The sequence below is a fragment of the Myxococcus eversor genome (assembly GCF_010894455.1).
Taxonomy (GTDB): Bacteria; Myxococcota; Myxococcia; order Myxococcales; family Myxococcaceae; genus Myxococcus; species Myxococcus eversor.
The window spans coordinates 73,905-85,888 of record NZ_JAAIXY010000025.1 but is presented as its reverse complement, the minus strand read 5'-3'; the positions used below and the strand labels follow the sequence as shown (position 1 = coordinate 85,888).

Genomic DNA, 11,984 nt, shown 5'->3' with positions numbered 1-11,984 from the left:
GACTTCGGCTCGGGGAGTCCCGAAGACAGGGGCTCTCCGCGCCGGGGGACTACGAGGCCTCCACCGCCTGGAGCTTCCGGCCACCCTGCTGCATCTGCGCCACGGTGACGGACTGGTTCCGGCCGTTGCGCTTGGAGTGGTAGAGGCACTGGTCCGCGAGGTCGATGAGCTGCTGCTTCTCCATCCCGTGGTCCGGGAAGGTGGCGATGCCCAGCGACATGGTGATGCGCAGGGGCCCCATCTCCGTCTGGAAGACCTCCGCCTTCACCGCCTCGCGAATCCGCTCGGAGATGGTGAACGCACCCTTCGCGTCCGTCTCCGGCATGACGATGACGAACTCCTCGCCGCCGTAGCGCGCCACGATGTCGGTGTCGCGCGCCATGGACTTGATGATGCGCGCCACGCCCTTGAGCACCTGGTCTCCCGTCGGGTGGCCGTAGGTGTCGTTGACGCTCTTGAAGTGGTCCACGTCCGTGAGGACGACGGAGCACTTGCGCTCGTAGCGCCGCGCCTGCGCGAGAATCTCGTCCGCCTTCGTCTGGAAGGTGCGGTGGTTGAACAGGCCGGTGAGCCCGTCCGTCGTCGCCATCCGCTCCATCTGCTCGTAGAGCTGCGCGCGCAGCACCGCCTGCGCGGCCTGAATGGCGATGACCTCGATCATCCGCAGCACGTCCTGCTCGAAGTTCGCCTTCTTGCGCGAGCCCGCCACCAGCGTGCCCAGGATGCGGTCGCCCGCCACCAGCGGGAAGATCTTCAGCGCGCCCAGGCCGCGAATCTGCGTCTCGTCATCGAAGATGACCTGGCGGTCCATGGCCTTCAGGTCTCGTCCCGGCAGCGGCGCGCCGTAGCGCACCACGTTCGCCACCAGCCCGTTGTTGTCCGGGAAGGAGCGGCCCTCCAGCGCCTTGCCCTGCGCCGTCACGCCCGTCATCCGCGCCACGCGGTGCATCCGCTTGCCGTCCACTTCCGACACCAGCGTCACCGCGCAGAAGTCCAGGCCCGCGAGCTGCCGGGTGCTCTCCAGCACGGCCACGAAGACCTGCTCCGGGCTGCCCGCGCGGTTGAGCTCCTCGATGGCCTTGAAGAACCGGTCCTTCTCGTCGCGCGTCTTGCGGATGTAGCTCATCACCCGCTCGACTTCGATGGAGCGCAGCACCTCGCCGGCGATGGTGCTCAAGAGCTTCTCGTCCTGGTCGCTGAACGGCTCATGGCCCAGCCGGTCCGCCACGAGCACGCCGCGCACCAGGCCGCTGCCCTCGATGATGGGGACCGCCAGCAGGGCCTGCACGTGGGGGCCGCTGCCCTCGTAGTACGTCACGCCCTTGAGGCCCTGGGCGGAGTTCATCCGCACCGGCGCGCGGCGCTTGAGCACGCCGCCGATGATGCCCTCGCCCGCGCCGAACCGCTCGCGCTGCACGCGCTCGGAGCCGGAGCGGCAGTCGTAGAGCTTCAGGCTGCGGTCGTCGGAGGCGAGCAGGAAGGCCGCGCAGGTGTGGGTGCGCAGGCCCGTCTCGGCGATCTCCAGCGCCGCGTGCACCGCGCCCTCAATCTCCTTCACCGAGGCGACGAGCCACTTCTCGTCCGAGCTCATGCCGCTGAAGCTGTCCGCAGTGCCGGAGCTGACCAGGCGGAAGGTGCGCGCGCGCTCCTCCACCTCGCGGATGCGCTTCTGCACCGCGTCGTTCTCCGCCCGGCGCGCCACGGCGATGCGCGACGCCAGCACCAGGTGGTACAGGCCCGCGAAGAGCACGAGGAACGCCGAGTGCATCGCGAAGCTCGCCGCGTTCGGCACCGGGCCGCCCAGCGTCACCAGCGCGTCGAACACCAGCGCCACGCCCAGGAGCGTCAGCCCCGCGTTGCGCGGCAGGAAGGCGACCAGGAACGCCATCAGGAGGTAGACGATGGGGAACAGCTCCCCTCCCCCGATGGCCACGACGATGAAGCCCGCGGCGACCAGCCCGCCACCCAGCTCCAGGTCATCCCGCAGGTCGATGATGGCGCCCACCGAGCCGCGCATGGCCCGGCGCCACGCCGCCACTGCGATGCCCACCAGCAGGAACAACACCAGCGCGGCCTCCGGCCAGCCCAGCGTGTGCAGGCCTCGGAAACCGCCGCGCGCCAGGTGGAGGAAGGTGGCCAGCCCCGCGACGGCGGGAACCAGCCGCACGACATGACGCAGCAACCTTCCGGGCGACGGAAACGCGCTCAGCGACGTCATGGTGACTCCAGATGAAAGACGAGCTCGCCCGGCTTCACATAGCCGAGCTCTTCACGCACGGCCCGCTCCAGCGCCGCGGGGTCCTTGCGCAAGGCGGCGATCTCCTGTCGCAGCGCCTCGTTCTGCTCGGACAGGGAGGAGTTGCGCTGCTGGAGCGCATCCACGTCCTGTCGCAAGGAGAGGTAGCGACGGAAGCCCTTGGCATCCGCCACCGACAGCAGGCTCAAGGCCCCCGCCACACCGACCGCCACCACCAGGAGCTTTCCGCGAGCCGTCATGAACGCGGCGACGATACCCGCGAGCCTCGCCCTCGCAAGAAATCCGCTCCAGACCTGTAGCACCCGGGAGCGCGCACGCGCCGCGCCACGCAAGTCCGGCGAGTTGGGGCGCTCAGTCCTGCTTCAAGAGCTTCTCGATCGCCTTCGCCACGTCGTCATGCCCTTCCACGCCCTGCCAGCCGGCCACCGCGCGGCCTCGCCGATCCAAGAGGACGGTGGTGGGCAGCCCCTTGATGGGGCCAAAGGGGCTGCGGCCCTCGATGATCCACGGGGAGGCCAGCAGCACCGGGTAGTTGAGCGCGTAGTGGTTGGCGAAGGGCTGGAGCACCTTGGCGCCCTCCAGGTCCATCCCCACGGAGATCACCTGAAGCCCCTGGGCGCCATAGTCGCGCTGGAGCGCTTCCAGCGTCGGCATCTCCGCCAGACACGGGAAGCACCACGTCGCGAAGAAGGAGACCAGCACCACCTTGCCCTGGAGCTTGCGCACGTCGTGGGGGGTGGGGCCCACCCACGGCAGGGCCAGCGACTGGAGGAAGGCGGGCCCCGCATCCACCGGCCGCGTCCCCCGGCACCCGGCCAGCGTCAGCAGGGCGAGGCAGGCCAGGGCTCGCGCGGCGGCGCCCATCTCAGGCTTCCGAGGCCACGGGAAGGCCGCGCTGACAGTCCCGGCACAGGCCGTACAGCTCCATCTTGTGCGACGTCACGGTGAAGCCGTGCTTCCTGGCCACCGCGTCCTGGAGCGTCTCGATGCGATCATTCTCGAACTCGACGATGGTGCCGCACCGGGTGCAGATGAGGTGGTCGTGGTGATCCCTCCCCGCCGCCGCCTCGTAGCGCGTCTGGCCGTCGCCGAAGTTCCGGGCGTGGGCAAGGCCGCACTCATTGAGCAGCTTCATGGTCCGGTACACCGTCGCCACGGAGACCTTCGCGTCCTGCGCCCGCACCTTGTTCCACAGCTCTTCGACGGACAGGTGGCCCCCCACCGCGAAGAAGGTGTCGATGATGAGGCTGCGCTGACGCGTGCTCTTCAGCCCATGCTGGGCCATGTAGCGGGCGAGCACCTCGTCCTTGTCCTTGATTTCGTCGTGGTCGTGGTCGTGGCCCTGCATGAAATCCCTCGGTAGGGGGCCAACCCTGCACTGGCCCTCTCATCCTTGTTGTAACGGCGCCCCGGAACCGCGCGCCCACGCCCATCCCCCCCAAGCTCCGCTCATCTTCGAAGTAAACGGTCAGCGACCTCTGTTGGTCTCCGAACGCGGGGCATCTGATACCCCCCGCCTCCGCGGCCCGCAACGCCAGCGGCCGGCGTCAAGGAGCGCTCCCTCCCCTGGCCGGCCTCCGTATCATGGCTTGCAGCAGCCGCTGACTGTTTAGAATGGAGTCGGACTGGCTCATTGACACCTGTCTGGCCACGAAGATAGAGGCATCGGCCCTCGTAAACGAGCATTTTTCCGCACCTTTCCATGACCAGCCCCTGGCAGAGAAGACGACAGCCCGACGACGTCCCCACCCCTGTGGCGGTTGCCGTCTCGGATTTCTGCCGGCGCGCGAAGTCGCCGGCACCCGCTCCCGAAGTCCGTGAAGCACTCGCCCTGCTGCTCGAGGACGACGACTTCCGGGTCCGGGCCCTCACCGACGCCGAGCCGGAGACCACCCCCCTGGGGCCCTTCGCCGTCGTGGACATCCTCCGAGGTACCGCCCCCGCCGTTGCCGCCCAGCGTCAGAGCTGTGGCTACTACGACGTGGCCCGCGAGCTGGCCTACGTGCGGGAGGAGAAGACCCCCAAGCCCGCCCCGGCCGCGGACCCTTCCATCCCCTCCTTCGCCCTGCCCGCCACGAAGCCCGCCGAGTCCTCCGGCAAGGCGAAGAAGGGCTCCAAGGCGGCCGAGGAGGCCACCGTCCAGGAGCGCATCGCTCCGAAGAAGCGCTCCACCCTGGTGGACGAGGAGACGACCTCGCCCTCCGAGCAGGAGCTTCAGACCCTGGATGACGGGCCCAGCTTCCTGCGTCGCGACCTTCCCCGTCCCCGGGGCCGCTTCACCCGCGTGGAGGCACCCCGCACGCCCTTCGTGGAGCTGACGCGCGCCGGCGGCAAGGACCTCCTGGAGGCCTCCCTGGAGGGCTCCGAGCACCGCTTCGCCCTGCTGCGCAACATGTCCCACCGCTTCAACGGCTCGCGCGGCGACCTGACGCTCGTGGATCTGGAGACGGTGCTGCGCGATCACGGCCTGCTCGACGCGCTGAAGGAGAAGGAGAAGCTCCAGGTCCTGGACGCCTACACCCAGCAGCGTGGCGCCACGGGCCGGGTGGGCTGGGCGCTGGGCGTCAGTCCGCCGGAGCTGGCGCGGCTGGTGGCCTCCGTGGGGCTGTCCGAGGACGTGGAGGCGCTGCGCGAGCGCTTCCGCCGCGAGGCGCTGGCCACCTCGCACCTGACGCACCGGTTGGATCTGCTGGGCCGTGAGAAGTACCTCGTGGACCTGGGCATCCAGCGCAAGTTCAACGAGTCGCTCCGCAAGGACCTGGAGCGGCTGATGCGGGACGAGCTGCCCGGCGCCACGGACCTGCACGGACTCTGCGACTCCGTGGGCCGCAAGTACGGCTCGCCCGCGGAGCTCATCTTCCGCGCCATCGAGCGCCTGGGGCTCGCGGAGGGGCTGCGCAAGCAGCTCTACCCCGGCGCTCCCCCCTCAACTCCCTGAAGAGGCACCGCGACCATGCCCATCTACGAGTACGCCTGTCAGAGCTGTGGAAAAGTCATCGACGTGCTGCAGAAGTTCTCCGACCCGCCGCCCGCCGTGTGCGCCACGTGCGGCGCCGAGGGTCCGCTGACCAAGATGCTCAGCCGCTCCAGCTTCGTCCTCAAGGGCGGTGGCTGGTACTCGGACCTGTACAGCTCCACGAAGAAGGACGGCTCCTCGTCCTCCTCCTCGAGCACCTCGGGTTCCAGCGGCTCCTCGTCTTCATCGAGCTCCTCGAGCAGCGGCACGTCGTCGACGCCCGCCGCCGCGGCGCCGAGCAGCGCCCCCGCGCCGGCCGCGGCCTCGAGCGACAAGAAGTAGTCGGACGCGGAGGGGCGGAAAATTCGCGCGGGGTCCGGGAGCGACGCACACTCGCTCCCCGTGCCCTTCCCCCCCTCCAAGCGTCCTCCCCGCCAATGCGCTCTGTGCGGTCACCCGGAGCTCACGGATACGCGAGGGCTCGGCCGCTTCCTGTTGGTGCCGGACCCGCATGGCCGGGGGCCCGTGTGTCCGCCACAGCGAGGCTGCCGTGGCGGCAAGCGGGAAGCCTCCGCCGCGACGACGCTGACGCAGGCATCACGCTGAGCTAAGCAAGGCACTTCCCGCGCGCCCTGTCGCGGAAGGTGCCCCGATGCTCGCCCGACACCCCTTCTCCTCGCTGTCCCTCCTCGTGCTGGCCGCGGTCGCGGTCGGCTGTGGCAACTACACCCGCATGGCGCCGGACGCCCGCGCGTCGCTCCAACGCACGCTCACCGGCCCGGAGGCGGAGCAGTACCTGCGCGTCTCCGGCAACGTCACCCCCTTCTTCGGGGACGGCTCCAAGCGGCTGCTCACGCCCTATGCGCCGGACGACGTGCGCCTCCTGGATGACAGCAAGGGCAAGCCCATCAACCCCGGCGCCGTGGAGCGCACCCTGCCCGTGGGCACGAAGCTGCGCATCACCAAGGTGGAGTTCCCCACCGCGTGGGTGGTGGCCGAGCGCGTCCTCTACACGCCGCGCACCTGGCCGTGGATCTACCTGGCCGAGGACGGCAAGCCGGACGCGCCGCCCCTCGTGCTGGTGCTGCCGCCCAACCTGGAGCAGCCCAACGACTTCCGCGCGGAGGTGGAGAAGTACCTCACGCCCCAGAATCCCAAGGCCCAGTTGGAGGCCCTGGCGCCGCCCGTGCGCGACGCCGTGAAGGAGAAGCGTCTGGTGGCCAACATGTCCGCGGACGCCGTGCGCATGGCCTGGGGGCCGCCGGAGCTGGTGCGGCGCACGCTGGAGGGCACCGCGAAGAACGAGGAGTGGACCTATCCGGGAGGCCGTCGCAAGGCCTTCATCTCGGATGGCCGCCTGGCTCGCGCCGAGGAGGCGGGCGCCTCCGTCCTGCCGTAGCGCCCGCTTTGAACGACTACCGGCGACCGCCGCCGCCACCACCGCGGCGGCGCTTGCCACCACCACCGCCACCACCCCCGCCGCCCTGCTTGCGAGCCGCCTGGGCCTCGCCGGGGCGCGTGAGGCGGGGCAGCTCACCGGCCATCACCGGCCAGAACTCGCCCTTGAGCAGCTCGGCCACCAACTGGGCCTGCGTCGTCACGGGGTTCTTGAAGAACGTGGCGCCGCGACCCATCTCGTCCAGGGAGCCGCGCACGTCGCTGCCACCGGTGCAGGGCAGCTTGAGCGCCTCGGCGGCCTCCACGGCCAGGTCATTGGCGGTCTGCTTCACCCGGGCGTTGTAGCCCTCCACGGCGCTCAGCACGGTGAGCGAGCGCACGAAGTCCATGGCCGGGTTGGGCGAATCCCTGTCGAAGGGCCGCGCCGCGATGATGGCGGCGCCCATCCCCTTCACCTTGGGCAGACACTCCGCCGCGCTCCAGGGCTTCTCGCGGTTGCTGCCCCACATCTGCACGGGCTCCGGGGCCAGCTCCGGCTTCGGGAAGAAGCACAGGTATTGGCCGCGGTCCGTCACCAGCTCCAGCCCGACGAACACCTTCACCTTCGACTTGGCGCCAATCTCGAACAGCTCGTCACAGCCGTCCTGGGTATTGGTCTCCGTGAAGGCCACCCCGTCCAGGCCGAACAGCGCGGCCCTTTCCAACACGGCGCGAGGGTCCAACTCGCACCCCTTGGACAGGTGGGAATGGGCGTGCAGGTCGATGAGCATGGGCGCCGCTCCCTAACAGGCTCCCCAGGGCCTGTCGAGCCCGCGCTGCCCCCCTGCGTCCCTCAGGCGAAGGCGTAGGACTGGAAGGTCCCCTGCTTGGCCTGCGTGTTCTTCTCCTCGTAGGTGCGGATGAGGTACCCCATCAGCATCAGCGAGGACGTGTTCTCCAGCACCCGGGACGGGTCCTTGGAGATGAGATTGGCGCTGTAGTTCAGGAAGAACTGCGCCAGCTCCTCCCCCGCCTCCTTGACGATGAGCGCGTTCAGCGCGGTGGGCTCCATCGTCCGGATGGTGTTGATGAAATCAACCGCCAGATCCTTCTTGGTCTTCACGTCCACGGGCCTGCCCCCTTCCCCAACACGCCGCCACTCGTGGCCCCTGCCTCGAGCGCCCCCAAACGGGTGCGACTTGAGCAAACTAAGCATGCGCTTTCGCGTGCAAACCCCCGTCGCGAGGCCCGCGCCGGCCTGGCCTCCAGGAAGCCGGGTTTTTGACACCTCCGAACACGCCGTGCGAGGATGGCCCCTTGTCCTGAGTCGGGACCGCACAAGGAGTGGCAGGCGATGTTCACGGGCGTGAAGGTCTTCTCCGCCACCAAGGCGAAGGAGCGCGAGGAGCTGGGTGAGAACGTCACCCGTTGGATGAAGAGCAACTCGGATCTGGAGATCGTGGATCGCGTGGTGGCCCAGTCGTCCGACAACGAATTCCACTGCTACACCCTCGTGCTCTTCTACAAGCACAAGACGGCGCAGCAGCCTCCCCCGCAGCAGCCGTAGTTCGCGGGGCCGCGGTGGGAAGGGGGCGGCTCCTCCCCTTCCCTTGACTCCGCGGGAGCACTACTCAGCGGCAGGCACGTACACGGCGACGCTGCGCGGCGGGATCACCATCTGGGTCTCCGTCCCGGCGAGCTGGAGCGTGCGGCCACTGAAGACGTCCGCGTAGGTGGCGCTGCTCGCCGCCAGGCTCCCCAGGGGCTCCACCACCAGCGGACGCTCCACGTCGCTCCGGTTGATGGCGATGATCGCGCCCTGCCCGTCCGGCAGCGAGCGCTGGAAGACGTACAAGTCCCTTTCAATCCGCAGCGTGTCCCGGGCTCCCGTCTGGAGCGCGGGATGGGCGCGGCGCGCCTGCCCCAGCTTCTGGACGACGGTGAGCAATTCCGCCTCCAGCGGGGTGAGCGTGGAGCCGAAGCGCATCAGCCGGCGGTTGTCGGGGTCTCCCGCGCCCGGCAGGCCCACCTCGTCGCCGTAATAGACGAGCGGCACGCCCGGCTGCGTCAGCACGAAGGTGAAGGCGAACTTCGCCTTCTCGAAGGCCGCCGCGTCCGTCACCGTCGCCGACGGGCGGGAGCTGCTCCAGGGGTCTCCCCCCTCCCCGTCCAACTGCTTCGCCGCCTGGGAGATGAAGCGCGCCACGTCGTGGTTGCCGATGAAGGGCGAGTTGATGGTGCCCGGCGCGTAGAAGACCTCGTTCTCCCGCACCGCCTGGTCCACGCGCTCCAGGCCCTGGCCGTCCGCGAACGCCTCGCGCACCGGCCAGTACAGGGGGAAGTCGAACTGGCCATCCAGCTCGCGCGGGCTGATGTAGCGGGCGATCTGCGAGCGGCCATCCGCGCCGACGAAGGTCTCTCCCACCAGGTAGAACTCGGTGCCCGTCATCGCGGTGATGTCGCGCAGGCGACCACGCAGGGTGCGGCCCGCCACCTGGTCCATGTGCTTCACGGCGTCCATGCGGAAGCCGTCGAAGTCCGCCGCCTCCAGCCACCACAGCGTGTCGTCGATGAACCGGTCCACCATGTTCGACGAGCGCCAGTTGAAGTCCGGCAGGTAGTCGGTGAACTTGCAGGTCAGCCGCTTCTCTTCCCAGTCACAATCCTGGGTGCCGCACACGCAGCTGGCGGAGGTGTTGAACCAGTCGTCGTTGCGGTGGTTGACCCAGTACGGGTGCTCCTGGTGGACGTGGTTGAGCACCAGGTCGGCGATGACGCGGATGCCCCTGGCGTGGGCCGCGGCGGTGAGGGCGCGCAGCTCGTCGATGGAACCGAAGCGGTGCTGCGTGGTGCGCGGCGCCGAGGGCCAGTAGCCGTGGTAGCCGGCGTAGTACTTGCCACCCGTGCCGATGAAGCGCCCCTCGGGGTTCTGGTCCACCGGGGAGATCCACAGGGTGCGCACGCCGAGCGCGTCGAAGTAGCCGTCTTCAATCTTCTGGGTGATGCCGGCGAAGTCGCCGCCCTGGTAGTTGGCGATGGGGTCCACGTCCGCCACGGCGCCGTCGTTCTCCGAGCGCGCGTTGAGGAAGCGGTCCGTGAAGGCGAAGTACATCAGCCCCGACTCCCACCGGAACTTCTGGGGCTCCACCCAGAACGGCAGGTAGAGCGGCTCCGCGGCGCGGCCGGACGCGTCCATGGCCACCACCTTCACGTGGTGCTTGCCCTGGGCCAGTCCCGCCACCTGCAACCGCAGGCGCCCCGTCTTCGCGTCGAAGGCGCCCTGTCTGACTTCTCCGTCCAGCGACAGCGTCACCTTGTCGGTGTCCGGCCCCACCTCGTCCGTCCCATCGACGTACGCCACGTCGACGTCCAGCGCACCCTCGGACGTGGCCACGAAGCGCCGCAGCTCCAACACCGGCTGCCGGCAGTCCGGCACCGTCAGGCGCGAGTACTCCTCCGTGCGCACCCAGCGGGAGTATGGATTCTGCGGATCCATCAGCTCCTGCTTGCCCACGACGAAGCGGTAGCCGTAGTCGCGCGGCTCCAGGCCTTCCACGCGCGCGGTGAACACGCCGTCACCCCGGTCCTTCATGGCCACGGGGTTGTTGGCGAAACCATTCCATTCGCCGGTGAGGGACACCGTGCCCTGGAGCGACTGCTGTGGCGCGTACGTCAGCGTCACCTCACAGGTCCGGACGGGAATGGAGTCCTCGGAGTCACCGCAGGCCGCGGAGAGGAGCAACACCGGAAGCGCGAGCGAACGGACGATGCGGGAGTGCGTCATGCGGCTGCCTTTCTACGGGAGGCCCCTCCGCTTTTCCAACCCCCCCACCGACACCTTTTTGACTCACTGCATCACAATCCGAGTTGACCCCCAGTGGACACTGGAGGGCACCTCGTACCTTGGGACAGGAGTCACCAGCCCAACCTGCTGGGTACTCAGGGCTCCCCCAGGCGACCGAGCCCGCAGTCTCGTCCCGCACCCGCGCTCGCGATTCCCCTTCACAGGAAAACGCATGAGAACTCCCCATTCAGCGTGGCGTCTCCTCGCGGTACCGCTGTTCCTCGCAGCCAGCGTCGCGGTGGCGTCCAGCCATCGGGAGGCTCCGCTCATCAGCAACGACCCGGCGGCGGACGGGACGGACATGTACGCCTGGAAACAGGGGGGCAACCTGGTGCTGGTGGCGAACTACTCGCCCTTCGGCCTTCCCTACGGCGGCCCCAACTTCTACCTGTTCGACGACAACGTCCTCTACGAAATCAATATCGACCAGACGGGAGACGGCGCTCCGGACATCCGCTACCAGTTCCGCTTCCGCACGCAGATTCGCCAGAGCCCCCTGCCCTCGGTGGGCGTGGTGGCCGGCTATGACGCGTACAAGGACTCCTTCCTGTACGCCTTCGCGGGCGTGAAGACGGCCACGTCGCCGGAGATCCTCCGCTACCAGACGTACACGCTCACCAAGGTGGTGGGCGGCTCGAACCAGGTCATCGTCAAGGATGCGCCGGTGGCGCCCAACAACGTGGGGCGGCTGACGACGCCGGCCTATCCGCAGACGGCGACGGGCTCCACGTTGGACCCCATCACCCAGAGCGCCATCCAGACGGGCCTGGGCACCGCGGCCAAGTACAAGGTCTTCACGGGCCCCCGGGACGACCCGTTCTTCGTCAACCTCTCGAAGACGTTCGACTTCCTCAACTACGACGGCAAGCCGAACCGCGATGACCTGGCGGGGCTGAACGTGCTGTCGCTCATCATCGAGCTGCCGCTGACGGAGTTCAGCTCCCCGCACCTGGGCATCTGGACCACGTCCAGCCGGCAGAAGGTCACCACGCGCCGAGCGGATGGCGGCGTGGACACGAGCGGCGCCTGGGTGCAGGTGTCCCGGTTGGGCAATCCCCTGGTGAACGAGGTGGTCGTCCCCCTGAAGTTCAAGGACTTCTTCAACGCCTCCAAGCCGCAGAACGACCTGGCCACGCCCACCATCGTCGCCATCGTCACCAACCCGGAGCTGCCCCAGCTCCTCCAGGCCAAGGGCTTCATCCCCCTGGCCCCACCCGGGCCGCGCACGGACCTGGCCACCATCTACACCCGCAACACCCAGGGCAAGCCCACCGGCGAGATGCTGCACATCAACACCGGCATGGACTCCTCGTACCCGAATGGTCGACTGCTCACCGACGATGTGACGGACGTGGCGCTCAAGGCCGTGGGCGGGGCCTTCTTCACGACGTTCGCGGATGGCGGGCCCGCCATCCTTCCGGACGGCGGTGGCACGTTCGCGGCGGCGGCCAGCGGGCTCAGCGACGGTGTGGCGGCCAACGACAAGGCGTTCCTCACCACCTTCCCGTATGTAGCCCCGCCCCACTCCGGCGATCCGAACCCCTGAGCCC

At 68.9% G+C, this 11,984-nt stretch carries 12 protein-coding genes; 5 read left to right on the top strand and 7 right to left on the bottom strand.

What is annotated here, in order from left to right:
• Positions 1 to 49: 49 nt before the first annotated feature.
• From G4D83_RS37985 to G4D83_RS37970, 4 genes are all read right to left on the bottom strand, one after another.
• Positions 50 to 2,218 carry a sensor domain-containing diguanylate cyclase gene (locus G4D83_RS37985; protein ID WP_163869810.1) on the bottom strand — a complete coding sequence of 723 codons (2,169 nt, stop codon included), beginning with the start codon at positions 2,216 to 2,218 and terminating at the stop codon, positions 50 to 52.
• Positions 2,215 to 2,496: an FtsB family cell division protein gene (locus G4D83_RS37980; RefSeq protein ID WP_163869809.1), complete on the bottom strand. Its 282-nt coding sequence runs from the start codon at positions 2,494 to 2,496 to the stop codon at positions 2,215 to 2,217. Before G4D83_RS37980 ends, G4D83_RS37985 begins: the two co-directional genes overlap by 4 nt.
• A gap of 112 nt (positions 2,497 to 2,608) precedes the next feature.
• Positions 2,609 to 3,121, bottom strand: coding sequence for a TlpA family protein disulfide reductase (locus G4D83_RS37975; protein WP_163869808.1), 513 nt, complete (start codon positions 3,119 to 3,121; stop codon positions 2,609 to 2,611).
• A gap of 1 nt (position 3,122) precedes the next feature.
• Positions 3,123 to 3,605, bottom strand: a complete 483-nt coding sequence (locus tag G4D83_RS37970; RefSeq protein ID WP_176437756.1) for a Fur family transcriptional regulator — start codon at positions 3,603 to 3,605, stop codon at positions 3,123 to 3,125.
• Between the two features lie 405 nt (positions 3,606 to 4,010).
• Here G4D83_RS37970 and G4D83_RS37965 point away from each other — a divergent pair, with 405 nt between their 5' ends.
• From G4D83_RS37965 to G4D83_RS37955, 3 genes are all read left to right on the top strand, one after another.
• Positions 4,011 to 5,195, top strand: coding sequence for a hypothetical protein (locus G4D83_RS37965; protein WP_338041965.1), 1,185 nt, complete (start codon positions 4,011 to 4,013; stop codon positions 5,193 to 5,195).
• Between the two features lie 15 nt (positions 5,196 to 5,210).
• Complete coding sequence (locus tag G4D83_RS37960) at positions 5,211 to 5,555, top strand: FmdB family zinc ribbon protein (RefSeq protein ID WP_163869806.1); 345 nt, start codon at positions 5,211 to 5,213, stop codon at positions 5,553 to 5,555.
• Between the two features lie 310 nt (positions 5,556 to 5,865).
• On the top strand, positions 5,866 to 6,612 hold the full coding sequence (locus G4D83_RS37955) for a hypothetical protein (protein WP_163869805.1): 747 nt from the start codon (positions 5,866 to 5,868) through the stop codon (positions 6,610 to 6,612).
• 16 nt (positions 6,613 to 6,628) lie between these two features.
• On the opposite strand, the gene G4D83_RS37950 is transcribed toward G4D83_RS37955, so the two are convergent.
• Positions 6,629 to 7,381 carry a PHP-associated domain-containing protein gene (locus G4D83_RS37950; protein WP_163869804.1) on the bottom strand — a complete coding sequence of 251 codons (753 nt, stop codon included), beginning with the start codon at positions 7,379 to 7,381 and terminating at the stop codon, positions 6,629 to 6,631.
• Between the two features lie 62 nt (positions 7,382 to 7,443).
• Positions 7,444 to 7,719 carry a hypothetical protein gene (locus G4D83_RS37945; protein WP_046713894.1) on the bottom strand — a complete coding sequence of 92 codons (276 nt, stop codon included), beginning with the start codon at positions 7,717 to 7,719 and terminating at the stop codon, positions 7,444 to 7,446.
• 225 nt (positions 7,720 to 7,944) lie between these two features.
• Between G4D83_RS37945 and G4D83_RS37940 the strand changes: the two genes are divergently transcribed.
• Positions 7,945 to 8,157, top strand: coding sequence for a hypothetical protein (locus tag G4D83_RS37940; RefSeq protein ID WP_141648720.1), 213 nt, complete (start codon positions 7,945 to 7,947; stop codon positions 8,155 to 8,157).
• A 60-nt stretch (positions 8,158 to 8,217) separates the two neighbouring features.
• Here G4D83_RS37940 and G4D83_RS37935 read toward each other — a convergent pair whose 3' ends face one another.
• Positions 8,218 to 10,374, bottom strand: coding sequence for an alpha-amylase family glycosyl hydrolase (locus G4D83_RS37935; RefSeq protein ID WP_163869803.1), 2,157 nt, complete (start codon positions 10,372 to 10,374; stop codon positions 8,218 to 8,220).
• Positions 10,375 to 10,606: 232 nt separating this feature from the next.
• On the opposite strand from G4D83_RS37935, the gene G4D83_RS37930 reads away from it, so the two are divergent.
• The gene (locus tag G4D83_RS37930) at positions 10,607 to 11,980 is read left to right on the top strand and encodes a DUF4331 domain-containing protein (protein ID WP_163869802.1); all 1,374 of its coding nucleotides are present in this window, start codon (positions 10,607 to 10,609) and stop codon (positions 11,978 to 11,980) included.
• Positions 11,981 to 11,984: the final 4 nt, after the last annotated feature.